At 33.6% G+C, this 23,598-nt stretch carries 23 protein-coding genes and 2 pseudogenes; 20 read left to right on the top strand and 5 right to left on the bottom strand.

All coding sequences use genetic code 11. The annotated features are described in order from the left end of the window. Positions 1 to 500: 500 nt before the first annotated feature. The 6 genes and pseudogenes from F9279_RS05380 to F9279_RS05355 all read left to right on the top strand — a co-directional run bounded on the left by F9279_RS05380 (position 501) and on the right by F9279_RS05355 (position 5,277). Entirely contained in the window at positions 501 to 1,076 is a 576-nt protein-coding gene (locus F9279_RS05380) for a TetR/AcrR family transcriptional regulator (protein WP_152111765.1), read from the top strand. Between the two features lie 31 nt (positions 1,077 to 1,107). Next, a complete protein-coding gene (locus F9279_RS05375) occupies positions 1,108 to 2,307 on the top strand; it encodes an MFS transporter (RefSeq protein ID WP_152111764.1) in 1,200 nt (399 codons plus the stop codon). Positions 2,308 to 2,364: 57 nt separating this feature from the next. After that, positions 2,365 to 2,829 carry a DinB family protein gene (locus F9279_RS05370; protein ID WP_152111763.1) on the top strand — a complete coding sequence of 155 codons (465 nt, stop codon included), beginning with the start codon at positions 2,365 to 2,367 and terminating at the stop codon, positions 2,827 to 2,829. Positions 2,830 to 3,344: 515 nt separating this feature from the next. Then, positions 3,345 to 3,782: pseudogene (locus tag F9279_RS05365) on the top strand (N-acetyltransferase family protein); the annotation flags it as partial. Between the two features lie 18 nt (positions 3,783 to 3,800). Then, on the top strand, positions 3,801 to 4,361 hold the full coding sequence (locus F9279_RS05360) for a thioredoxin family protein (RefSeq protein ID WP_152111891.1): 561 nt from the start codon (positions 3,801 to 3,803) through the stop codon (positions 4,359 to 4,361). A gap of 376 nt (positions 4,362 to 4,737) precedes the next feature. After that, entirely contained in the window at positions 4,738 to 5,277 is a 540-nt protein-coding gene (locus F9279_RS05355) for a YdcF family protein (RefSeq protein ID WP_193224466.1), read from the top strand. 150 nt (positions 5,278 to 5,427) lie between these two features. Here F9279_RS05355 and hxlB read toward each other — a convergent pair whose 3' ends face one another. After that, positions 5,428 to 5,985 carry a 6-phospho-3-hexuloisomerase gene (gene hxlB, locus F9279_RS05350; protein ID WP_152111761.1) on the bottom strand — a complete coding sequence of 186 codons (558 nt, stop codon included), beginning with the start codon at positions 5,983 to 5,985 and terminating at the stop codon, positions 5,428 to 5,430. A 6-nt stretch (positions 5,986 to 5,991) separates the two neighbouring features. Next, positions 5,992 to 6,624: a 3-hexulose-6-phosphate synthase gene (hxlA, locus tag F9279_RS05345; protein WP_152111760.1), complete on the bottom strand. Its 633-nt coding sequence runs from the start codon at positions 6,622 to 6,624 to the stop codon at positions 5,992 to 5,994. Between the two features lie 178 nt (positions 6,625 to 6,802). Here hxlA and F9279_RS05340 point away from each other — a divergent pair, with 178 nt between their 5' ends. After that, a complete protein-coding gene (locus F9279_RS05340) occupies positions 6,803 to 7,168 on the top strand; it encodes a winged helix-turn-helix transcriptional regulator (RefSeq protein WP_152111759.1) in 366 nt (121 codons plus the stop codon). A gap of 270 nt (positions 7,169 to 7,438) precedes the next feature. On the opposite strand, the gene F9279_RS05335 is transcribed toward F9279_RS05340, so the two are convergent. Then, positions 7,439 to 8,560 (bottom strand): mechanosensitive ion channel family protein, encoded by a 1,122-nt coding sequence (locus F9279_RS05335; protein ID WP_152111758.1) that lies wholly within the window; start codon positions 8,558 to 8,560, stop codon positions 7,439 to 7,441. A 348-nt stretch (positions 8,561 to 8,908) separates the two neighbouring features. Between F9279_RS05335 and rpiB the strand changes: the two are divergent. After that, a pseudogene (gene rpiB, locus F9279_RS05330) lies at positions 8,909 to 9,350 on the top strand (ribose 5-phosphate isomerase B). A gap of 149 nt (positions 9,351 to 9,499) precedes the next feature. Here the strand turns inward: rpiB and F9279_RS05325 are convergent. Then, positions 9,500 to 9,865, bottom strand: a complete 366-nt coding sequence (locus F9279_RS05325) for a DMT family transporter (RefSeq protein WP_152111757.1) — start codon at positions 9,863 to 9,865, stop codon at positions 9,500 to 9,502. A 441-nt stretch (positions 9,866 to 10,306) separates the two neighbouring features. Beyond that, complete coding sequence (locus F9279_RS25610) at positions 10,307 to 10,402, bottom strand: MerR family DNA-binding transcriptional regulator (protein ID WP_226793302.1); 96 nt, start codon at positions 10,400 to 10,402, stop codon at positions 10,307 to 10,309. A gap of 824 nt (positions 10,403 to 11,226) precedes the next feature. On the opposite strand from F9279_RS25610, the gene F9279_RS05315 reads away from it, so the two are divergent. The 12 genes from F9279_RS05315 (at position 11,227) to gmd (ending at position 23,596) form a co-directional block, all read left to right on the top strand. Next, a complete protein-coding gene (locus F9279_RS05315; protein WP_152111756.1) occupies positions 11,227 to 12,147 on the top strand; it encodes a polysaccharide pyruvyl transferase family protein in 921 nt (306 codons plus the stop codon). Between the two features lie 88 nt (positions 12,148 to 12,235). After that, positions 12,236 to 12,988 (top strand): YveK family protein, encoded by a 753-nt coding sequence (locus tag F9279_RS05310; protein WP_152111755.1) that lies wholly within the window; start codon positions 12,236 to 12,238, stop codon positions 12,986 to 12,988. Continuing rightward, positions 12,960 to 13,664: a CpsD/CapB family tyrosine-protein kinase gene (locus F9279_RS05305; protein ID WP_152111754.1), complete on the top strand. Its 705-nt coding sequence runs from the start codon at positions 12,960 to 12,962 to the stop codon at positions 13,662 to 13,664. Before F9279_RS05310 ends, F9279_RS05305 begins: the two co-directional genes overlap by 29 nt. Positions 13,665 to 13,778: 114 nt before the next feature. Then, positions 13,779 to 14,519 (top strand): CpsB/CapC family capsule biosynthesis tyrosine phosphatase, encoded by a 741-nt coding sequence (locus tag F9279_RS05300; RefSeq protein WP_152111753.1) that lies wholly within the window; start codon positions 13,779 to 13,781, stop codon positions 14,517 to 14,519. A gap of 282 nt (positions 14,520 to 14,801) precedes the next feature. Continuing rightward, on the top strand, positions 14,802 to 15,683 hold the full coding sequence (gene galU, locus F9279_RS05295) for a UTP--glucose-1-phosphate uridylyltransferase GalU (protein WP_152111752.1): 882 nt from the start codon (positions 14,802 to 14,804) through the stop codon (positions 15,681 to 15,683). Positions 15,684 to 15,711: 28 nt separating this feature from the next. Next, positions 15,712 to 17,034 (top strand): UDP-glucose dehydrogenase family protein, encoded by a 1,323-nt coding sequence (locus F9279_RS05290; RefSeq protein ID WP_152111751.1) that lies wholly within the window; start codon positions 15,712 to 15,714, stop codon positions 17,032 to 17,034. Positions 17,035 to 17,095: 61 nt separating this feature from the next. Next, entirely contained in the window at positions 17,096 to 17,767 is a 672-nt protein-coding gene (locus tag F9279_RS05285) for a sugar transferase (protein ID WP_413463195.1), read from the top strand. 21 nt (positions 17,768 to 17,788) lie between these two features. Beyond that, a complete protein-coding gene (locus F9279_RS05280; RefSeq protein WP_152111749.1) occupies positions 17,789 to 18,688 on the top strand; it encodes a glycosyltransferase family 2 protein in 900 nt (299 codons plus the stop codon). Between the two features lie 256 nt (positions 18,689 to 18,944). Continuing rightward, entirely contained in the window at positions 18,945 to 20,186 is a 1,242-nt protein-coding gene (locus F9279_RS05275; protein WP_226793261.1) for an O-antigen ligase family protein, read from the top strand. A gap of 19 nt (positions 20,187 to 20,205) precedes the next feature. Then, the gene (locus tag F9279_RS05270) at positions 20,206 to 21,324 is read left to right on the top strand and encodes a glycosyltransferase family 4 protein (protein ID WP_152111747.1); all 1,119 of its coding nucleotides are present in this window, start codon (positions 20,206 to 20,208) and stop codon (positions 21,322 to 21,324) included. A gap of 57 nt (positions 21,325 to 21,381) precedes the next feature. Further along, on the top strand, positions 21,382 to 22,521 hold the full coding sequence (locus tag F9279_RS05265) for a glycosyltransferase family 4 protein (protein ID WP_152111746.1): 1,140 nt from the start codon (positions 21,382 to 21,384) through the stop codon (positions 22,519 to 22,521). 85 nt (positions 22,522 to 22,606) lie between these two features. Further along, on the top strand, positions 22,607 to 23,596 hold the full coding sequence (gene gmd, locus F9279_RS05260) for a GDP-mannose 4,6-dehydratase (protein ID WP_152111745.1): 990 nt from the start codon (positions 22,607 to 22,609) through the stop codon (positions 23,594 to 23,596). Positions 23,597 to 23,598: the final 2 nt, after the last annotated feature.

Below are 23,598 nucleotides of genomic sequence, written 5' to 3'. Positions count from 1 at the left end.
TAACCAGTACAAAAAGGAGTAAACGCAACAAAAAGTAGTGTTTCCGCAACAAAAAAGGAGTAAACGCAACAAAAAGCCGACCATCCGCAACAAAAAAGAACTGAGCGCAACAAAAAGTAGGTTTTCCGCAACCAAGTAAGAACTAGCTGAAAGGAAAAAAAGGATTACCAGTACAAAATGCATTAAACGCAACAAAAAGTAGTATTTCCGCAACAAAAATGGAGTAAACCCAACAAAAAGCCGTCCATCCGCAACAAAAAAGGATTACCAGTACAAAATGCAGTAAATGCAACAAAAAGTAGTGATTCCGCAACAAAAAGCTGTCCATCCGCAAAAAAACTAAGTTACACACAAAAATGTTTAAATTGCTACACCACCGTCCTCTAACACATCAAATACACAAAAGTTCACTAATAAAAACAAATCTTCCTTCTTGCTACAACTACCATTTTTTGATAAAATTACTGACGAACGTTCGTAAAACGAGGTGATGGCTAAAATTGAAAAGTACGGAAATTAAAGAGGCGGCGTTAAAGTATTTTACGATTCATGGATATGAAGGTGCATCTTTAGCTCAAATTGCAGAAGAGGTTGGACTGAAGAAACAGTCACTTTACTCTCATTTTCAAGGAAAAGATGATCTTTTTATGCAGGTGTTACGTGATGCAAAAGAGACCGAACTATCTACGAAGCTCGCTTATCTTCATGAAATAGGAAAAAATCCAGAGAAAGATCTCTATGGTTACTTACGATTAGTTATTGATCTTTTTCAAAAAGATGAACATATTAAATTTTGGCTTAGAATGTCTTTCTTTCCTCCTGCTCATTTATGTGAAGAGATTGGGAAGGAAGTACTTGATTTAGAGACAAAAGTAAGAACAGTGCTTGAAGATAAGATTCAGCAATGGCTAGAAGCACAAGCAATTGTTTCCCCTTCTGCAAAGATGGCGACTCTTGCATTTCTCGGTATAGTCGATGCATTATTAGTGGAATTGGTTTACGTGGAGATAGAGCAACAGTTAACAGATAAACTAGAAGCCTCTTGGTATACATTTTGGAGAGGTATCACAAAGTAAAGAGAATGAAAAATAACTAAGCAGGTGTATCATGCAAAAGCCTATTAAAGAACAAAAAATGGTATTAATTATACTTTTAAGTAATATATTTATCGTCTTCCTTGGAATTGGCTTAATTATTCCCGTTATGCCATCCTTTATGAATCAAATGAATTTATCAGGAAGTACGATGGGATACTTAGTTGCTGCATTCGCAGTATCTCAGTTGATTGTTTCTCCTTTTGCAGGTAGATGGGTAGACCGTTTTGGGAGAAAAAGATTAATTGTTATTGGCCTAATTATATTTGGTATTTCGGAGATTATTTTCGGAATTGGAACACATGTATTACATCTTTATTTTGCGAGAATTCTTGGGGGAGTGAGTGCTGCCTTCATTATGCCAGCGGTCACGGCCTATATAGCAGATGTCACGACAAATGAGGAAAGATCGAAGGCAATGGGTTACCTATCTGCAGCTATTAGTACTGGATTTATCATAGGGCCTGGTGCTGGTGGATTTATTGCTGAATTTGGTATTCGTGTACCTTTCTATGTGGCAGGAGTAATGGGCTTCCTTGCAGCCGTTTCTTCCTTCTTTATTCTAAAAGAACCTGAGGGTAGAGTAGTAGAGAAACAGCTTGAAAAACCATCTTTTCTTAATGATTTGAAAAAATCTGTTCACCCTATCTATTTAATTGCTTTTATTATTGTTTTCGTTTTATCGTTTGGACTTTCTGCATATGAGACTGTCTTTAGTTTATTCGCAGATCATAAATTCGGTTTCACACCAAGAGATATTGCTATTATCGTAACAGTAAGCTCCATTGTAGCTGTTATTTTCCAAATTCTTTTATTTGGAAGAATGGTCAATAAAATTGGGGAGAAGAAAATGATTCAGCTTTGCTTAATCGTTGGAGCTGTTTTAGCATTTGCTTCTACAGTTGTATCTGGTTTCATTCCATTATTGCTTACCACTTGTTTTATTTTCCTAGCATTTGATTTATTACGTCCAACTTTAACTACGTACTTATCAAGAGCAGCTGGCGATCAACAAGGCTTTGTGGCAGGAATGAACTCTACTTACAATAGCTTAGGAAATATCTTTGGCCCAGCCCTAGGTGGAATTCTATTCGATGTGAATATTAATTATCCTTATATGATTTCTGGAGTCATTATGATTGTTGGATTACTGTTAACCATGGCATGGAAGGAAAGGTCTAAGAAAGACTTAACGGAACGTGCCATATATTGAATAGAGGTAACGGGTTTGCATATAGGCAAACCCGTTTTTTCCAAAAAGAGGAGACTTATGAATTACAATAGTGTTCTACATCAAATAGAAATGGCGATAGACACGATATTAAAAATAATGGATCAGCTAACAGAGGAAGATTTACAAAAACGTCCCACGAATAACAAGCATTCTATTGGGGAGCTGCTTGAGCATTTGGCTGTTCTTTGTGAAGCAGATTGGCATATTGCGAATGGAGCCACACAAGAGGAAATGCAGAATTTTTATTACAGCATATCCTACAAAACATTACATGATATTAGACTTGGGTTGCAGCATCATTTTCAACAAATAAAAAGAAATTGCGAATACCTTTCTGATGAAGATTGGCTGCAGCCAGCAACTTCCTATTGGGGAGTAACGTATACTAGATATGAATGGCTTCTCGAAACATTGGGTCACTTTTACCATCATAGAGGCCAACTACATGCAATGCTTGTTCACTGTTTGAACAAGGATCCTGGGATTCCAATGTTTGAATAATATTAGGAGTAGAAGAAACTGTGCCATTATGGAGAAACAGTTTCTTTTTCATATAATTTTCTCAGGGGAAATTATATTGAATTACTAAATATTAGGTAGGAGTAATGATTTCGACCCATAAAGGTTAAGGAAGGATAAGATTAAAGAAATCTTACGTACACTAATGACTTCACTACTCGAAAAATTTCATGGAATATTGGTAAAAGATTATGAGTGTAACATTCCAATTAGGTAGCTCTATTTTTATTGGAATGGGCTTAGATGCAAACAAAGATGCTTGAATTGCTATATTACTTGCTACTGTAATTTGGATCAGTCTTTACATTCTCTATGCTTCTGTTTATATAAATAGGAGGCGAGAAGAAAGGCTTCCATGCTTTATTAAAGCTGTATCTTCATCTTATCTTCCATTCGGTATCCCTATTATTGGCTTTCTTCTTTTAATGGTAAGATTTAAAGTGAAGAAGAATGGATAGTTGTGAAATTCATACCTTAGATAAAGAGGGGGGAGGCGAATGAGTGTAGTGAAGCCAATTATCATACCATATGAAAGTAAATATGCAGAAGAAACATTGGAAATGTGGAGAAATAGCAAAGAGCAAGCCATCGGTCAAAAGGAAATTCATTCTTTTAAAAATCACGTTTCCTTCTTAAATGAAATTTTGATAAAGGAATATCAAGTATATTTAGCACTTATTGATGGAACAGTGGCTGGTATGATTGCTTTTCATGATGCAGAAATAAGTCAGCTTTATATTCATCAGGACTATCAAGGAATGGGAATAGGAAAGTTATTATTAAAACTGGCCAAGGAACAAGCCAAAGAGAGTCTGCAGTTATACACCTTTGAAGTGAACAAACGAGCACAATTCTTTTACGAAAAGAATGGATTTGAGATAATAGGTAGTGGTTATGAAAATGAAGAGAATTTACCTGATATCTTATATCAATGGAAAAAAGGGGAGAAAGAGATGAAATCAGAACAACAATATTATGAAGAAGGCCAAACTATTCAAGTTTATATGGATGGTATGAGCACATTGAAAGAAGAAAGCTTTGAAGTTTACAATAACTTTACCTTGCCAAATGACGGATTTGTAGAAGAGTTAAAGAAGCATTCCCTGCACTTTCTAACTATCACGGAGGACTGGTGTGGAGATGCGATGGTGATTAATCCAGTTCTTCGTAAATTAGTGGAAGCATCTGGTTTAGAAATGCGTGTAGCACTTAGAGATGCTGATACAGACTTGATTGATCGTCATCTAACAAATGGCGGACGTGCTATTCCGATGGTATTAATTCTTAATGATCAAGGTGAGATAGTTGGGAAATGGGGGCCACGTGCTCCGGAAGTACAAGAGATTGTAAATAAAGTGAGAGCGGCACTGCCAGATAAGGACGATCCTACTTTTGCGGAGAAGCAGGAGGCAATGTTTGTAGATTTGAGAGAGATGTATCGTACTGATTCTGAGATTTGGGGTTATGTTTATGAGAGTTTTAAGGGGACTGTTGCAGAAATAATTGGCGCATAGATAAGGTATTGTAAAACTTCTTCCTTGATGGAAGGAGTTTTTTTGTCTGTTGTATATGGAATGTTACTTGCAGTATCGGTGGAGATAACAATATAAACTCGACTGGCTGAGAATTTTCTATGTTGAAGTAAGCAATACAAAAGAGACATGACATTGAATAATCCATAAGATTATAGGTAAATGCTTTTAGACCAGCTCTTATACCACTTTGGAGTTGGATATCTTTCTTAGGTATTGCTATAATCTTGATTATTAGATAGGATATCCATATATAGGTAAAAATGTGGTGTGTGAGGGACTTATGGTTTCAAATAATACAGAAATTAATAAAAGTAGGTTAGATAGATACAAAACAAAGTCTATAAAGAGAAGGAATATGATGATTATATTGACAAGTTGTATAATAATCACCATTCTTATTTTCAGTTTGAATGCTGGTAAACTATTAGTGATTGATGATGAGGAACCCCAAAAATCAGATGCAATTATCATCTTAAGTGGATCAGAAGGAAGGTTGGAAAAGGGAGTCGAGCTATATCAAGAGGGGTATGGAGATTATTTTATTCTATCTAATTCTAGTGAATTTACTGAGTACGAAATAAACTTAATGAGAAGTAACATACCAAAGGAAAAAATAATTTATGAAGATAAAGCTGATAGTACATATACAAATGCAACCTTAACCCTAAACATTATGACAGAAAGGAACTTCAAATCTGCGATTGTTATAACCAATGATTTTCATACAAGTAGAAGTAAATATATTTTTAATAAAGTCTACAAGGATAAGGAAATCAATCTTACATATATTGCATCTGAAAAATACAATCCTGCATACTGGTGGAATAGCAAAGAAAGTAAACGATTTGTTTTATCAGAATACATTAAGTGGATCGGTTATGTAATATTATACTAATTTCTTATTTTAATACTATTAAACAAAGTTCTGAGAATCCAAAAAAGGGAGGAATTATTCCATCAATGAAATATCTGACTAGAATTCTTCCTCCATTGGAATGCAATGCTATAAAAATACATTAACATCAAGAAAAACTAAATCAACACACTACTCTAAATTAGCATGCTTCCCATACATCCTATCAGAATCTAACCCTTTCTCCTCCATCACACGCAAAATCAAAGCATCATAAAACAGCAACATAGTTTGCTCAAATAACGATCCCATTGGCTGTATTGTCTTATACTCCCCTTCAGACTGATCTTTAATTTGACCAGGCAATGTCACAATAATATCCGCTAATTTTCCAATCGTTGATTCAGGAGCAATGGTAACAGCTGCAACTTTCCCTCCAAGGCTCTTCGCTTTTTCGGCTATTGGAACTAAGGTTTTTGTTTCCCCAGATCCAGTCCCGATAATCAGCAAATCTCCCTTTTCTAAGTTTGCCGTAACTGTTTCACCAACCACATAGGCATCTAAGCCCATATGCATCATACGCATAACAAAAGCTTTCCCCATTAAACCAGAACGACCTGCACCGGTAACAAAGATTTTCTTAGAAGAAAGCAATTGTTGTAGAAGCTGTTCCGCTTGTTCTTCTGCAATCTGATGGACAGTATTCTGGAGCTCTTGAACCACTTTAGCTAAATAAGAGGTAGTTTCCATCTTATATTAACCTTGTTTAATTAGCTTTTGCATTTCTTCAGCAGCAGCTTTTTTATCTTCCTTGCTAGTAATTCCTCCGCCTACAATAATTAGGTCTGGTTGATGGCTAATTACTTCTGAAAGTGTTTCTAATTTAATTCCACCTGCAATAGCAGTTTTTGAGTTTTTCACAACACTCTTGATTGTTGCAAGATCTTCGAAAGAATTTTTTCCAACTGCTTGTAGGTCATAGCCAGTGTGAACACAAATATAATCTACGCCTAGTTCATCTAATTCTTTTGCACGAGTTGCAAGATTTTTAACTGCAATCATATCTGCAAGAATTTGTTTGTTTTGTTTTTTTGCTTCTTCTACAGCACCTTTGATTGATTCATCTTCTGCTGCTGCTAAGATTGTTACAATATCAGCACCTGCTGCAGAAGCTTGGCTTACTTCATAGCCTGCTGCGTCCATGATTTTTAAGTCAGCTAATACAGTTAGGTCAGGAAATGCTGCTTTTAATTCTTTAACTGCTCGTAAGCCTTCGTTAATAATAACAGGAGTTCCGATTTCTACTACATCTACAAATCCTTCTACTTCTTTTACTACATCAATAGCTCCTTGAATGTCCACTAAGTCTAATGCTAATTGTAATTTCATCCACAATCTCTCCCTATTAAATAGTTTATTTTTCTATTACTAATCACGTTTTAGAAATACATTTACTTCCTTGCTTATTGCTTAGTATACTTAGTACATTAGAAAAATAAAAGTATGCACTTTTAAAGCATATAGTGTCTAAAAGTATACTATAGACGAAATAAGGGAGGATTTGGTTATGCCACATTTTGAAGAGAAAGAATTTAACTGTGAGAAGGAATTAACACTTGCTATTATTGGTGGTAAATGGAAAATGTTGATACTATGGCATTTAGGCAAAGAAGGAACAAAGCGTTTTGGAGAATTAAAAACAATGATACCTGGAATTACGCAAAGAATGCTAGTCAATCAATTACGAGAATTAGAAGCACATCATATTATTCATCGCGAGGTATATCCAGTTGTCCCTCCGAAAGTGGAATATTCACTGACAGAGCATGGTAGAAATCTTATGCCAATCCTGGATTCTATGTATGAATGGGGTAAGGATTATATTGAGAACGTGTTGGATGTTGATATTGAGGATATTGTGAATACTAAATAGAATAAGGTAGTAAATCTTGATTAGTCACTGCCTAAAGAACAGAAAAAAGCAAAGTCAAGGGAAGAGAGAGCCCTCCTCACAGCCCAAAGAGCAGAAAGAAGTAAGCCAAGGGAAGAGAGAAGGCTCTTCAATGCCCGTAGAGCAGAGAAAAGTATAGTCAAGAGAAGAGAGAAGTATCCTGAATGCCAAAGAGTAAAGAAAATGAAGCCCCCCTTTATTCAAAAAAAGAGAACAGACCCACAACAGGGCTGCCCTCACAAAAACATCAATCTAATTATCCCCCACAACTAAATTCTTATCATTTCCCTGTTCAGGCAAATAAACCTGCTGACTAGGAATAGCAATCTCCACCCCATGACGAGCCAAGATCTCAAGAATCTGTAGATTTGTATCCTGTTTCACTGTCAAATACTCATTCCAAACAGTTGTCTTCGTAAAGTAGTAAACAAAGACTCCAAGACTATAATCCTTAAACTCTCTGAATTTAACCATCACTACATCTGGATGTACTCCTTGATGGTCACGAAGCATTTGATCAATTTCTGTAATAGCTGCTTGTAACTTATCATTCGGTGTTTTATAGGAAATTGCTAGGTCAAAGCTTACTTGTCTCTTTCCCATCTTGGACCAGTTTATGATCGCTTCATTGGAAAGCTTTGAATTTGGAACCGTTACAACAGAATCTTCAAAAGTACGAATCTGTGTACTACGGAAGGTAATATCCTCGACTGTTCCTTCAACAGAAGGTGTTTTAATCCAATCTCCTTTCGAAAAAGGTTTCTCGGTAATGATTACTACCCCACCAAAGAAGTTTGCCACTGTATCTTGTGCTGCTAGTGAGAATGCTAGTCCAGCTACTCCTAAACCAGCAACAAATGCACCAATCTGAATCTCCCAAATTCCCAAAATTGTAACGGCTGTTAAAAGTACAATAAGAACACGGATAATCCTAGCTAAAAATGGGATAAGCATGCTATCTGCATCTAGCTTTGTTCTCGCAACCAATTTTTCAAATGGATTGGAACGATCTGTAAAATAGTTAAACAGTCCCCATCCAATTAAGCTCACAATAAACGATTTATAAATTTGCTGAACGAAATTTGTGGTCGTTATTGTGAATGGTAAATATTCTAAGGCTAAGTAAGTCCCTATAATCACCCAAAACCAACGTAATGGCTTCTCAAATGCTAGCAATACTTTTGATACTGTCTCCACAGGTAATTTAGAAGCAAGTGACAAAATAAGCTTATAAATATATTTAGTAAATAATTTTCTAAACCCTAAGAAAACGAGAAAGATTAATAGAGCAATTCCTAAATCAATCCAATTAAACTGTTGAAAGGAATAAATGAACCTTTCCCATTGGGAAGTCCAACCTTTTAAATCTCCCATTATGTTCACCTCCATGCGGATTATTGTATCATAAATAAGGATAAGAACGCATGGCAAAAGGAACTAGGTAAAAGGACTTGAATAACATATAATAAAATTAATAGTAAACATGATTTGATTTTAGAATAGTACACTCATGTCTTGTTGTGGAAGCGCCATCTGTTCTTGTAAATGACGCAGTCTTCTTGATTGTAAAAAAATTCAGGAATGACATGAAAAGAAACAGTTGGAACATATACTGTTCTTGCTACTATCTCATTTGTGGTAGGATTAGCTTGTATAGTAATTTTAGACCTATTTATATAGTGATAATAATATAAAGTAAGAGATTAAAAGGGGGTTCCACCAATGAAAATGGCATTAGGTTGTGATTATGGAGGAGAAATCTTACGAGAAGAGATTGCTACATATGTAAGAGACCTTGGTCATGAAGTAGTCGAATATTTTCCACAAGGAGGGGATTGCAAGGATTATCCGACTATGGAAAAAAAGTAGCAGAAGACGTTTTAGCTGGAAACGTAGAGCAGGCATTCTCATCTGTGGTACAGGAGTAGGAATCTCAATTGCAGCTAACAAGGTAAAGGGAATTCGTGCAGTCGTTTGTAGTGAGCCGTTCACAGCACAGCTTTCTAAGCAACATAATAATACAAATGTATTAGCTCTTGGTGGAAGAGTAGTAGGAAGTGAACTTGCAAAAATGATTGTAAAATCATGGTTAGATGCTGATTTTGAAGGTGGCAGACATGAAAGAAGAATAAGCATGATTTCAAGTATAGAGGAAGAATATTAGTGTTAAATGAACTTAATAAAATGGAGTATCTAATAAAGCCTTAGACATTCAAAACATCAAGCTATTCGTAGTGGACATAAATCAAGAAATAATACACTTAATGATCAATCATTTTATTCAATTTAAAATAGACTGTCCCGCGGGACAGTCTATTTCTCTTCCAGTGCAGAAGCCTCTTTACTTGCTACTTCTCCATGACCAGGACCAAATAAGTTTAAAATAACAACCCCAGCTAAAATTAAAAAAATCCCTAAAATACTAGCACCGTTAATTTTTTTCTTCCAAATTAGAACGGAGATGATGGTCGTTGCGATGATTCCTAATCCTGACCACAGAGCGTAGGCTGTGTTCAAAGGAATGGTTTTTAAAGACAAGGATAAAAAGAAGAATGAAAAGGTGAAGGCAACAATTACGCCAACACTTGGATAAAGCTTAGAAAATCCTTCTGATGCTTTTAAAAGAGAAGAACCAATTAATTCACCAACAATAGCAAGTAGTAAGTATAAATAATGCATAATATCCTCCTTAATAATCAGCAAAACGTATACTAATTCATTAGTGAATTTCGTCTCGTAAATTTGCTTATCATTTCTAGCTTTGCTCTTTAACATAAAAAGCAGCTTTTAAAATGTTTCAAATGAGTTTAATCTTCCCTACATATCTCATGCTTAGAATGCATTATTTCATAGGAAAGCAATGAACTTACTTGTTAAATAGTACTGGAGTAAATAGTCATAGTACGTCTCTTTGATTTTTCACAAGAATGGGATAATAGAATTATTTCCCATTCTTGTGAAATTCCTAAGTAGAAACTCTATTGTCTTTAAATGCTGATAAGAAAATTTAGGGTAATAGTCTGCCAAGTCTCTTTACTTTTATTTGGTTTAGAGGAGTACCAATATACACTATTATATTTAATCGACATAATTACCATGTTGCTATAATAGCGATAGTTTTTAAGAATCTACAAAAGTAGGCTTGAATAAATCAATTTTATCATAATAGCGTAAGGCTTCAGTGGTAAGCTTATATAGCTTTGCTAATTCCCCAATAGATTATAATTTCCCTCCTATCTTATCGAACACTTCTAAGGATTGGATTTAGCAATTACTCTCTGTTTAGTAATCCTATTCCTATTACTACAATAAAGCAACAAAGTAATATTCCAGCAAAGCATTGCTCATTCCCTTCAATTCTAGAGAGGTATGTCGTCAAAGCATTTATGTATAGAACTAAGAAAAGCTAATATACAGATAGGAGTTATCATCCTTGAAAGCTAGAATAACATCGACTAAGTAGGTAAATAGATAACTCCATCAGCCATTTGAAATGTTAGATAAAAGTCAAAGATGAAATTAGTAAATATTAATTGGAAAATTTTTTTAAAATTATATTTACGTTCACTATGACATAGTGTTATGATAATTGTACGTTATAGAGAACGTTTGAGTTGAATAAGAATTAAAAGATCTGTTACTTAGCAGGTAATAGTTTTTGAAATCTAGTTTTATAGATTACAAAATTGACCCCTTCTTAAAGTAATGGATTAAAAAATCATCAATTTAGACAAGCTTCTCTATTTATAAAATATCGATATGGTCAATCTAGTTTTCTTTTATAATAAATCGCAATTAGTTGTATAAGATACTTGTTAGCATGTTTAATAAAAGGAGTGATTATTTGAAAAGAGTAATGGTTCATGGTTTTTTTACATTTAATCTAGGAGATGACTTATTTCTAAAAATACTTATAGAAAGATATCCTCATATTACATTTTATATCTATGCAAATAAAAACTATAAAGAGCTTTTCAAAGAGTATAAGAATTTAAAAGTTTTTCCTAGTAATCTCCTTTTTTATAAGAGCTATAAATTTTATGTTTAGAAAAATATTTAAAATAGATTGTATATCTTTAAAGCTGTTAAGTAGCATATGTCATGCAGTAGTACACATAGGAGGTTCTCTGTTTGTACAAGGGGATAATTGGAAAAAGCAATATAAACGAACAAAAGAAAGGTATATTAATTCTAAACCTTTTTATCTACTAGGTGCAAATTTCGGACCATACTATACAAGTGAATATTATGATAGCCATAGAAAAATCTTTAGCAATTATACAGATGTTTGCTTTAGAGAAAAGTATTCTTACGAATTATTTGAAGATATGAATAATGTTCGCATGGCGGATGATATTGTCTTTCAGTTACAGACAGATAAAAAAGAATTAGTTGGACAAAATATATTGATATCTGTGATAAATCCGTCCAGAAAAAGTTTAGAGGGATATAGTCAGATTTACTATAAAAAGATTAGTGAATTATCAATATTCTTTGTTGAGAAGGGTTATACGGTAACCTTTATGTCGTTTTGTCAATTTGAGGGAGATGACTTAGCGATAAAAGATATTATGAATCTCATACCAATAGAATATAAAAATGATATTAAAGCACATTATTATAAGAAGAGTATAGAGCAATCATTATTGTTAATTGCACAGTCTTGTTTTATTATTGCTACTAGATTCCATTCTATGATTTTGGGATGGGTATATAATATACCGGTGTTTCCAATTGTTTATAGCAATAAGATGACGAATGTTATGAATGATATGGGGTTTAATGGAAAGTTTGTGAATGTCACAGAAATTGGTGACATACAACCAGAGGTTATACTGACGTGTATGAAAGATAACAATATAAATATTTCAAAACAAATTAAGAATGCAGAAAGTCATTTTATTAAGCTTGATGATTATTTAATAGATAATATAGTAAAGGAAGAAAGTATTGAAGCTTAAATATTTGAAAGATTCATAGGGGTTAATCGTTCTCTATAAAGAATATATAGATGGCTGATAATACTAATACTTTTGAGGAGGGAAAAAATTGGAAGGCATAAAATCGATTAAAGAGATTTTCACAGTTTTGAAGAAACGACTATTATTAATAATCTTAGTTTCATTAGGAACAGGGGCTATTAGTGGATTATTTACTTATTATACAGTAGAACCTGTATACCAAACTAGCTCTCAGTTACTTGTGGCAAAGACTATGGCTGAAATAGGGGATGTAAGTGATTTGGATATTAGGTCTAATATGGACCTTATTGATACATATATTGTAATTATGCGAAATCCAGTAATTTTAAATGATGTTGTAGAGAAATTAGAGTTGCCAATTTCTGCAGAAGCTTTAAGTGGACAAATAAATGTATCAAAATTAGACTCTACTCAAGTAATAACTATTACAACAAAGGACACAAATCCGGAAAGAGCTGCTGCTATTACGAATACTACAGTACAGACATTTTTAGAAAAATTACCAAGCTTGATGAAAGTAAATAATGTACAAGTAATGAATGATGCAAAGGTTAATACCAATTCTATAAGTCCTAATATAGTGGTCAATATAGGTATTGCTATTGCTTTAGGTGCAATTATAGGAGTTGGATTAGTCCTCCTCTTTGAATTTCTAGATACTACAGTAAAATCAAAAGCAGATTTAGAACGTTTAAATATTAAAGTAGTAGGAAACTTAGCAAGTATTTCCGATAAAGATCGTCTTCCACATTCATTTATGGAATCACTTAGAACGGAAAGGAGCTCTATAAATGTCGCCACTACTAAAACGGAATTCTAAACAGGAGAACGAAAGCAATCTACTCTCTCATTTAAAACCAAATTCTCCTATTAGGGAGCAATATCATACGATCCGAGCAACGATTCAATTATCAATTAATGAAAATAATATAAAATCATTAGTAATTGTTTCAGGAGAGGAACAAGAAGGAAAATCTACTGTTTCTGCAAATCTAGCAATAACATTTGCAGAAGTAGGGAAAAAGGTTCTGCTGATTGATACAAATTTCCGGAGACCTACATTACACTATACCTTTGAACAAAATAATAATATAGGATTAAGTACAATATTAGTGGAAAAGTCTGAAATAGAAGATTGTGTAAGAAAATCTCATATAGAAAATCTAGAGTTACTTCTTAGTGGCCCAATCCCACCTAATCCGTCAGAACTATTAGGATCACCTTCAATGGAACAGCTGTTGAGTAATCTAGAAAATATATATGATATTATTATTTTTGATACTCCTGCTGTTGTTTCAGTAGCTGATTCATTGATCTTGTCTAATATTTGTGATGGAGTATTAATGGTTGTAAGAAGTAATAAGAGTGATTTAGAGACAGTTGAATTGACAAGAGATATGCTTTCAAATACAAATGCATATTTTGTAGGAGTTGCTCTTAATGATGAAAGAATATCTAGAAATAAAAGTAAAAATAGAAAAATGTTATTCAGATAGCCACATGTTCATCTTGGATAAAGTATTTATATTACTAGACTATTTTTTAGTTTTGTCCAAACGTTCTTTAATAAGAACTGATATTGCAGGTTTTGATAATAAGGAGTGTTCCTTTTGATTGATATAAATTGTATTCTTTTTTCTGATGAACAACAAAATGATACCTCCTATGAAAAAAGTTATTGGATGGCGAAGAAGTCTTATGAACAAGGAATTCATACGATAATTCTTCCTTTACCTTTGGTTAAGGAAGAAGAAAGGAAGAGTAGATTAGTCCAAATAGGAGGATTAAAAGAGAAACTCAACGAAGTTGGAATTAGCATGGAAATTCAATTAAGGCCCGAAATAGTTATTACAAATGGTTTTATAAAGATGGAATATGATAACTCATGTTATATAGGAAATACCCACATATTAATGAAATTAGAATCAAGTGAAATTCCTCCTCAGTTAACCAAAATAATTTTTAACTATCATATTAGAGGTTATCAAATTATTTTATCGCACCCAGAAACAAATTCATTCCTACTTAGTAATCCGGATACATTATATAATTTATTGGGATTGGGAGTATTAGTTCAAATATCTGCAGCAAGCATTTTGGGAAAGAATGGTCTGAAAATCCAAAAACTTGCTAATCAGCTTATACGTCAAAGATACGTTCATTTGGTTGCTACGAATGCACATAGTGAAAAAGGACTATTGCTAGCTAAGGCATATAAATATATTAGTAAACATTATGGGGAAGATTATGTCTTAGCTTTGCAGAATAATGCAAGTCGTATCTTAGAAAATAAAACAATTGATATTAATACACCAATAAAGATCGAAAAAAGGATATTAGGAATATTTTAATACTATCAGTCAACTAACCATGTTGGTTTAAGTTTACTTTAGTTGTTCTTAATAAAGAATTCTTGGTGATGTCTCCTAACCATTATCAATGGAGGCACTCGGTTATACTGTGGGTAACAATTGCCTGTTACCTTAGCGCTAGTCTGCAAAAGTATAATGTGAGGGGAGGTTCAATGCCTCATTTCATTTTATTTATAAAAATAATTAGGGGATATCTCAAAAACAAGAAATTGATATTTTTGAGATACCCTCTAATTATTTATAAAGGAGAGGAAGAAGCAGATGAAAAAAATAAAAAAAGCAATTATACCAGCAGCGGGTCTAGGAACTAGATTTTTGCCTGCTACAAAAGCATTACCAAAAGAAATGCTACCAATAGTAGACAAACCAACCATTCAATACATCGTAGAAGAGGCAGTTGCTTCAGGTATTGAAGAAATTATTATTGTAACAGGTAAGGGAAAAAGAGCGATAGAGGATCATTTTGATTCTTCCTCTGAGTTAGAAAGAAATCTTGCGGATAAAGGGAAATTTGATTTGTTAGACAAAGTCCAATATTCTTCTAATCTAGCTAATATCCACTATATTAGACAAAAAGAGCCAAAGGGGCTGGGTCATGCAGTTTGGTGTGCTCGAAAATTCATAGGAAATGAGCCATTTGCTGTACTACTTGGAGATGACATAGTGGAGAGTAATACTCCATGTTTAAGGCAGCTAATAGATCAATATGACGAAACCAAAGCGTCAATAATTGGGGTACAAACAGTTCCAGATGAAGATACATCAAGATATGGAATTGTTGATCCAATATCAATAGAAGGTCGAAGATATCAGGTTAGTAATTTTGTTGAGAAGCCTAAGCAAGGTGAAGCACCTTCTAACCTAGCGATAATGGGACGCTATATTTTCACACCGGAGATTTTCTCTTTCTTAGAGAATCAAGCCGTTGGATCTGGTGGTGAAATTCAGTTAACAGATGCCATTCAACAAATGAATAAATATCAAAGAGTATTTGCTTATGACTTTGAGGGTAAGCGTCATGATGTAGGTGAAGTGTTAGGGTTTATTCGAACAACTGTTGAATTCGCCCTGAAAAATGAAAAAATCGGCACAGAAGTACAACAGATTCTAAGAGAACTCATGCAACAGCCGGTAGAACAATAATTATCTCTTATTATAAGGAGGATTTTCATTGAATATAACAGTTGTTGGTACGGGCTATGTAGGACTTGTTACAGGTGTTAGTCTTTCGCAGATAGGTCATTCAGTAACCTGTGTGGATATTGATAAAGAAAAAGTAGAGAAAATGAAATCAGGTATCTCTCCTATTTACGAACCAGGTCTAAGTGAATTAATGAAGGAAAATCTTGATAATAATCGGTTGTTATTCACAACAAATCATCATGAAGCTTTCTTGAAAGCTGATCTTATTTATATTGCTGTAGGTACACCAGAAAATGAAGATGGATCAGCAAATCTGAAATATATTGAAGAAGTGGCATACTCCATTGCAGAAAATATAGTGAGAAATACGATCGTAGTGACGAAAAGTACAGTTCCAGTAGGTACAAATAGAAAGATAAAAGAAATCATTCTCCAAAACTTGATTCATGATGTACAGGTGGAAATTGTATCGAATCCGGAATTCCTAAAAGAAGGGACAGCAATCTATGATTCCTTCCATGGAGACCGAATCGTAATAGGGACAGATAATGAAAAAGCTGCAAGCATAATGGAGAAAGTTAATGAGCCTTTTGGTATTCCTGTTTTTAAAACGTCTATTGAAAGTGCAGAAATGATTAAGTATGCTTCTAATGCTTTTCTTGCAACAAAAATCAGTTTTATCAATGAAATATCTAATATTTGTGAAAGAGTTCAAGCCAATATTGAAGAGGTTGCTATTGGTATGGGATTAGATACAAGAATAGGATCTCAATTCCTAAAAGCCGGCATTGGATATGGTGGTTCTTGTTTTCCGAAAGATACAAAGGCATTAATCCAAATAGCTGGAAATGTTTACTACGACTTCGAATTATTGAAAGGGGTAGTGAATGTTAATAAAAAACAACAGGTTTTACTAATGGATAAGTTAAGACAAGTTTATCCCAATGTGAAAGGATTGAAAATTGGAATTTTAGGATTAGCCTTTAAACCGAATACAGATGATATGAGAGAGGCTCCCTCATTACGTATAGTGAAAGATCTTCTTGAAGGTGGAGCAGAGGTTTATGCATATGATCCAATAGCAATGGAGAATGCAAAAGAGTTATTACCTCCTAAAGTTGTATATGTAGATTCTATAGTCGAGGCAATACAACCTTGTGATGTAGTTCTCATATTAACGGAATGGGATGAGATAAAACTTATGGATGTAAGCCTATTTCATAAAATGAAAGATCCTATCGTAATCGATGGTAGAAATTGTTTCTCATTAGAATTAATGAGAGATAGTGACATTGAGTATTACTCGATAGGCCGCCCTAATGTAAATGAAAAGGTAAGAAAGTTAATATAATGGCACAACTAGATTTCACTATTTTAGTAATGGATAGAAAGTCTTGTGGAGGTAGTTGGCAGTGGAAGGAAAAACAATAGTAAGAGATATAAATGTAATATCCGAAGAATTGGTTGTTAAAGAACATAAGACATATATTTTTTTTAAGAGAACCCTTGATATTATTGGCTCTCTGTTAGGGTTAGTTGTACTTTCATTCTTATTCTTAATTATTGGAATTTTAATAAAGTTAGAAGACAGAAATGGATTTATCTTTTTTAAACAAACGAGAATTGGAAAGAACGGGAAAACTTTTAGTATGTATAAGTTCCGATCTATGGTCTCCAATGCGGAAGAACTTAAGGCTGCTCTATTGGAGAAGAATGAAGCAAGTGGTCCTGTTTTTAAAATGAAACAAGATCCAAGAATAACAAGAATCGGGAAATTTATCCGCAAGACTAGCATAGATGAGCTTCCTCAACTTATTAATGTTTTAAAAGGGGACATGAGTTTAGTAGGACCGAGACCGCCTCTTCCGCAAGAGGTAGAGGCTTATAGTTCTTATGAAATGCAAAGGCTAATGGTTGTTCCGGGAATAACCTGTTACTGGCAGGTAAGTGGAAGAAGTAATATTAGTTTTGAGGAATGGGTTGAACTAGATTTAAAATACATTTGCCAACGGAATATATGGATAGATATAAAGCTAATACTTAAAACAGTTCTTGTTTTATTTGGCTCAAAGGATGCTTATTAATGTACTAGTGGAGGGAATGAATTGGAAACATCAGTCATTATTCCAACCTTTAAACGAACCGGTGATCTCAGAAGATGCTTAATTGGATTAGAGAGACAGATGATAAGACCTGATGAAGTGATAGTGGTTGTAAGAGATACTGATATAGAAACTAAAAATTTTATTAAAGGCTTCTCCTCATCACTAACCATTAAAACAGTCTTTGTAACGATGCCAGGGCAGGTTGCAGCTTTAAATAAGGGGTTACAATCAGCGCTAGGGGAGTATTTATGCATATTAGATGATGATACAATTCCACATACTGACTGGTTGAAAAGAATTATTGAGATATTCAAACAATCTATTGAAGTAGGTGGAGTAGGCGGTCGTGATTGGGTCTATCATGGAACTACAAGGGAAGAAGGAGAAAAAGACGTTGTAGGTAAGGTACTTTGGTATGGAAAGGTAGTTGGCAATCACCATTTAGGCTATGGTAATCCACGAGATGTAGAAGTGCTAAAGGGAGCAAATATGAGCTATAGGAGTGAAGCAATAAAAGGGCTAAAGTTTGATGAGCGATTATTAGGAAATGGGGCACAAGTACATAATGATTTAGCATTTAGTTTAAGTGTAAAGAAAAAAGGATGGAGGTTAATCTATGATCCTTCCGTCTCAGTCAATCATTATCCAGCAGATAGGTTTGATTCAGATCAAAGAAATATTTTTAATAAAGATGCTTATTATTTCTCAGTGTATAATGAAACACTTATTCTCAAAGAGTTTTTTGATACTAGAATAAGAAAGATAACTTTTATCTTGTGGTCCCTAATTATCGGAACATCAGAAAAACCTGGTTTATTGCAAGTTATTAGATTAGCAAGTAAAAATAAAAATGTCTTCCAAAAGTACTTGATAAATATAAAAACAAGGTTGACTCTTTAGCTAAATGTAATACGAGTCTTCGGTAGATAAGGTGAATAGTGATGTTTTGATTGAAGGTGAAAATGAGTTGAATAGACTAATAGGATATCCTATTAAAATAAGAAAAAATTTTTATTTACTGATGATAATGATGTTGTCCTCCATGTTTGTAATTGGTTATATCACTCCGAAACTAAATAAAGTATATCTTTTTCAAATGATTTTACTATTAGCATTCACTCTTATAGGGGTGCTCTTATCATATTTTAGATCAAGGATGTTATTGGTCTATATATTAAGTTTATGGGCGCTTATGCCAGGAATAAGAAGAATAAGCGATTGGATGGTAGGGGAATTCCAGTCAGTCTCATTACTAAGTGTTGGGCCATTACTTGTAACATCAACCATTTTATTTTCATTAATGCATAAGAAAATGGTATTTAATAAAGAACATAAAAGGATTTTATATTGCTTTCTATGTTCTTTTATATATGCCTTAATATTGGGAGTTCTATTCAATAAAGCGGCTGCTATATATGAAATGGCTAACTATGTGGTCCCTGCTTTGGTAATGATTTATAGTCTAACGTTAACGAAAACAGAATTGCAAAAAAGAGATTTTTGGGTTTCTAGCTTATCCAATATAGCAGTAATTATCTCAGTATATGGATGGATTCAATATTTTTATTTGCCTCCATGGGATAAGTTATGGATGGAGAACGTACAAATGAATTCAATTGGTCTTGCAGAACCAATGAGCTTTCGTATTTTTTCTACTTTAAATTCTCCTGGACCATTTGCCCTTTTTCTTTCTATTGCAGTAATTCCAATGATATTAGAAAGGCGCTGGAGAGGAGCATTTGGATGGTTTGGTGTTTTTATTGTTTTATCTGCATTAGCAATCTCATTGGTTAGATCCTCTTGGATTTTTTCTATTGTCGGAATAATTGTTTATATACTTTTTTCAACAAGTACGATAAAGAAAATAAAATATATTTCTTTAGTTACCATGGTCGTAATAGTTCTTCTAAATGTTATTACTATGATACCTGGAGGGAATGATATAAGTGAGCGTTTTTCTACACTAGGAAATTTAGAAGAAGATAATTCATTTAATGCACGCTTACAATTTACAATGGAAATGGCTAAAAATATACTAAAAAACCCTATAGGTCATGGGTTCGGTGCTAGTGGAGTAAGTACAAAGGTAGGGAATAATGGTAGTTTGGGCGAAAATGGAACATTTGATAATGGAATACTTAATATTTTCTTCACGTTTGGCTGGGTTGGTGGCATTCTATTTTTCTATGGATTATTTCTGATCTTTAAGATACTTAAGCAAAAATTATCAAACCCCAAAAATCACCATAAATACTATCAGTTAGGAACAGCAATCATCGTAGCTTTATTAGTCAGTTTATTGGGATTTAATAGTATTCCAGGTGTAGGTGGCCTTCTAATTTGGTTTATGCTTTCCTTATCGTTTGTAAATGAGGCAAACGAGATAAATTCGAAATAAGTTATTGGGGTTGAGTGTATTGAGAATATGTATAGTAACGCATAAATTAATAAAGGGAGATGGGCAGGGAAGAGTTAATTATGAAATAGTTCAAACCGCATTGCAAAATGGTGACTCTGTACTCATTATCTCGACAGAAATTGATGAAGTTTTATTGAAGAATCATAAGGTGGAATGGATAGAAATAAAAACGAATTACTTGCCCACTAATCTACTAAAATATCAACTTTTTGCTTTATTAAGTACGATTACGTTAAAAAAGGAAAAATATGACTTTTTGCTTGTAAATGGTTTTATCACTTGGAAAAAGAGTGATATGAATATTGTACATTTTGTACATTCATCCTGGCTAAATTCGGCTTACCATCCGTTCAGGGAAACAAAAAATCTCAAAACATTCTACCAATATATATACAGCCTTCTTAATGCAAAACTAGAAAGAAAATCTTTTAAAGATACTGAGAAAGTGGTTGCTGTCTCTAATAAAGTGAAACAGGAGCTCTTAAGCAGTGGTTTACCTGAAAACAAGATAAAGGTAATCAATAATGGAGTAGATATAACTGAATTTACGCCTCAAAAAAAGGTAGGGTTGATTGTCCAAAATAATATATTGAAAGGAAAAATAATTCTTTTTGCAGGGGATATTAAATCAACAAGAAAGAACTTAGATACTGTGATTAAATCCTTATTGTACGTACCAAATGTACATTTAGTTGTCGCCGGAAAAAAAGAAGGAAGCATCTATCCAAAGATGGCAGAAGACTTTGGATTGAATGATAGGATTCATTTCATTGGATACAGAAAAGATGTTGCTTATTTAATGAGTCAAGTCGATATATTCGTATTTCCAACAAGATATGATCCATTTTCATTAGTAGTTTTAGAGGCAATGGCATCAGGAACAGCTGTTATAACTACAAAGGAAGCTGGAGTTTCTTCTTTACTCAGGAATACAAATAAACAAGCTGGAATAGTACTTGAAGATCCAAATAATGAAAGAGAGCTTGCAAATGCAATGAATAAAATATTACAAGATGAAAATCTGCAAAAACAATTTTCAACGGAGGGAAGATTAATTGCTCAAGAAAATAGTTGGGTCAATGTTTCTCAAAAATACCTTCAAGAGATAATAAGTTAACCTGTAAGGATTTCTAAAATGTATGCATTTTATTTTTCTGTGTAAAGAGAGGTAGTTATGAGTAGAAGATTATTTGTATCAGTAGATTTTCCTCCCATGATAGGAGGGATACAAAATTATTTATATGGACTTGTATCAAATTTGGATCCTACCGAAACATATGTATTGACATCTTCTAAAGGAGATAAGGATGCAAATGAAGCATTTGATAACAAGCAAAACTTCAAAATTTATCGAACGAATATATCGAGTGGAATTCATTTTACGAAGCAATTATTTAAACTTATTCCTTTGTATTATGAAATAAAGAGAATAGTAAGAGAGCATAAAATTGAAGAAATTCATTTTGGGAATGCATTACCAATTGGTTTGTTGGGCTTCTTTCTAGGTAAGAAAATAGAGTATTATCCTTATTTATATGGACTAGATATTTTACATGCTAAAAATACCTTTTATAAAAGAGTATTATTGCAAGGGATATTGAAAAGGGCTAGTAATATCATTACTATTAGTAATTATACAAAAAACATTATTACTTCTTTAGGGATTGAGGAACAAAGAATTAAGATTATCAGTCCGGGTTTTAAACTTCCTGATGAACAACCTAGTGAGGTAATAAATATTAGAAGGAAATACAATATTAATACAGATACAAAAGTAATTTTGACAGTTGCGAGATTACATGAGAGAAAAGGCCATGATAATGTCATACATGCATTAAAAATGATGATAGAAGATAATCCGAATGTGGTCTATGTTATTTGTGGGAAAGGACCATATAAGGAAACATTGAAAAATATGGTAAAAGAACTAGAACTTGAGGAAGTAGTATTATTTACAGGTGAGGTATCGGATGAGGAATTAATTGGGTGGTACCAAACAGCAGATATTTTCATAATGGCAAGTAGACAAATCGGTAGTATCGGAGATGTTGAAGGTTATGGGATTGTATTTCTTGAAGCAAATTATTATGGGGTTCCAGTAATAGGAGGGAATAGTGGAGGGATACCTGATGCTATAATAAATGAAGAAACTGGTTACTTGGTGAACCCAAATCATCCCGAAGAGATAGCAGAAAAGATAGTGTATTTAATAGATAATGAAAACATAAGAAAAACAATTGGTTATAATGGTAAAAATTGGGTTCTTGATAGATGTACATGGGAAGAAAGGATTAAAATACTCAATTCTATATAAAGCAAGCCTTTAACAATAATTCTAAGTAGAATTATTGTTTTTTTTATGAATTTTAATTTTTACACTATCCTTAGGAGGAAAATAAATGAAATCTGCATTAATTACAGGTATAACAGGCCAAGATGGAGCATACTTAGCGAAATTGTTATTAAGTAAGGGGTATAACGTTTACGGACTAATTGCGAGACGAAGTACGTATACACAATGGAGATTAGATTATTTAAATATTAGAAATGAAGTGAACTTAATAGAGGGAGATATGAATGACGTTTCCTCAATAATTAGAGCAATTAAAACATCAAATGCAACAGAGGTTTATAATCTTGCTGCACAGAGTTTTGTAGCAACTTCCTGGGAACAACCGATACTAACAGCAAACATTACAGGGGTAGGAGTTGTAAGTATCTTAGAAGCAATTAGATTAACTGATCCTTCTATTCGTTTTTATCAAGCTTCCACTAGTGAGATGTTTGGTTTAGTCCAAGATCCAATACAATCAGAAGATACTCCATTTTATCCAAGAAGTCCTTATGGGGTTGCTAAGCTGTACGGTCACTGGATCACAGTAAATTATCGAGAAAGTTTTGGTATGCATACGTCTAGTGGCATTCTTTTCAATCATGAATCACCGTTAAGAGGAATTGAGTTCGTAACTCGAAAAGTCACTGATGCTGTGGCAAGAATTAAACTTGGAATGCAAAGTGAATTGCGGTTAGGTAACATTGATGCAAGACGAGATTGGGGATTTGCTGGTGATTATGTGGAGGCTATGTGGTTAATGCTTCAGCAAGAACATGGAGATGATTATGTAGTAGCAACCGGACAAACCACTACCGTTCGCGACATGTGTGAAATCGCTTTTAATCATGTTGGTCTCAATTATATGGACTATGTAGTAATTGATCCGCTCTTCTATCGTCCAGCTGAAGTTGATTTACTATTAGGCAATCCAGCAAAAGCAAGAAATAAATTAAAGTGGGAGCCAAAAACCAATCTTGAACAACTAATCATCATGATGGTAGATGCTGATATAAAACGTGCTAAAGGAGAAAAGACTATACTTGCTGAGGTGTAAAC

This window comes from Bacillus sp. B1-b2, assembly GCF_009183415.1.
In the GTDB taxonomy this organism is placed as follows: domain Bacteria; phylum Bacillota; class Bacilli; order Bacillales; family Cytobacillaceae; genus Niallia.
This window is presented reverse-complemented; position numbering and strand designations above follow the sequence as displayed.

Excerpts from the sequence above, each read along its gene's own strand:
- F9279_RS05375 (WP_152111764.1), top strand. The coding sequence starts at position 1,108 with ATGCAAAAGCCTATTAAAGAACAAAAAATGGTATTAATTATACTTTTA.
- F9279_RS05370 (WP_152111763.1), top strand. The coding sequence starts at position 2,365 with ATGAATTACAATAGTGTTCTACATCAAATAGAAATGGCGATAGACACG.
- F9279_RS05360 (WP_152111891.1), top strand. The coding sequence starts at position 3,801 with ATGAAATCAGAACAACAATATTATGAAGAAGGCCAAACTATTCAAGTT.
- F9279_RS05355 (WP_193224466.1), top strand. The coding sequence starts at position 4,738 with ATGATGATTATATTGACAAGTTGTATAATAATCACCATTCTTATTTTC.
- hxlB (WP_152111761.1), bottom strand. The coding sequence starts at position 5,985 with ATGGAAACTACCTCTTATTTAGCTAAAGTGGTTCAAGAGCTCCAGAAT.
- hxlA (WP_152111760.1), bottom strand. The coding sequence starts at position 6,624 with ATGAAATTACAATTAGCATTAGACTTAGTGGACATTCAAGGAGCTATT.
- F9279_RS05340 (WP_152111759.1), top strand. The coding sequence starts at position 6,803 with ATGCCACATTTTGAAGAGAAAGAATTTAACTGTGAGAAGGAATTAACA.
- F9279_RS05335 (WP_152111758.1), bottom strand. The coding sequence starts at position 8,560 with ATGGGAGATTTAAAAGGTTGGACTTCCCAATGGGAAAGGTTCATTTAT.
- F9279_RS05325 (WP_152111757.1), bottom strand. The coding sequence starts at position 9,865 with ATGCATTATTTATACTTACTACTTGCTATTGTTGGTGAATTAATTGGT.
- F9279_RS05315 (WP_152111756.1), top strand. The coding sequence starts at position 11,227 with ATGTTTAGAAAAATATTTAAAATAGATTGTATATCTTTAAAGCTGTTA.
- F9279_RS05305 (WP_152111754.1), top strand. The coding sequence starts at position 12,960 with ATGTCGCCACTACTAAAACGGAATTCTAAACAGGAGAACGAAAGCAAT.
- galU (WP_152111752.1), top strand. The coding sequence starts at position 14,802 with ATGAAAAAAATAAAAAAAGCAATTATACCAGCAGCGGGTCTAGGAACT.
- F9279_RS05275 (WP_226793261.1), top strand. The coding sequence starts at position 18,945 with ATGTTATTGGTCTATATATTAAGTTTATGGGCGCTTATGCCAGGAATA.
- F9279_RS05265 (WP_152111746.1), top strand. The coding sequence starts at position 21,382 with ATGAGTAGAAGATTATTTGTATCAGTAGATTTTCCTCCCATGATAGGA.
- gmd (WP_152111745.1), top strand. The coding sequence starts at position 22,607 with ATGAAATCTGCATTAATTACAGGTATAACAGGCCAAGATGGAGCATAC.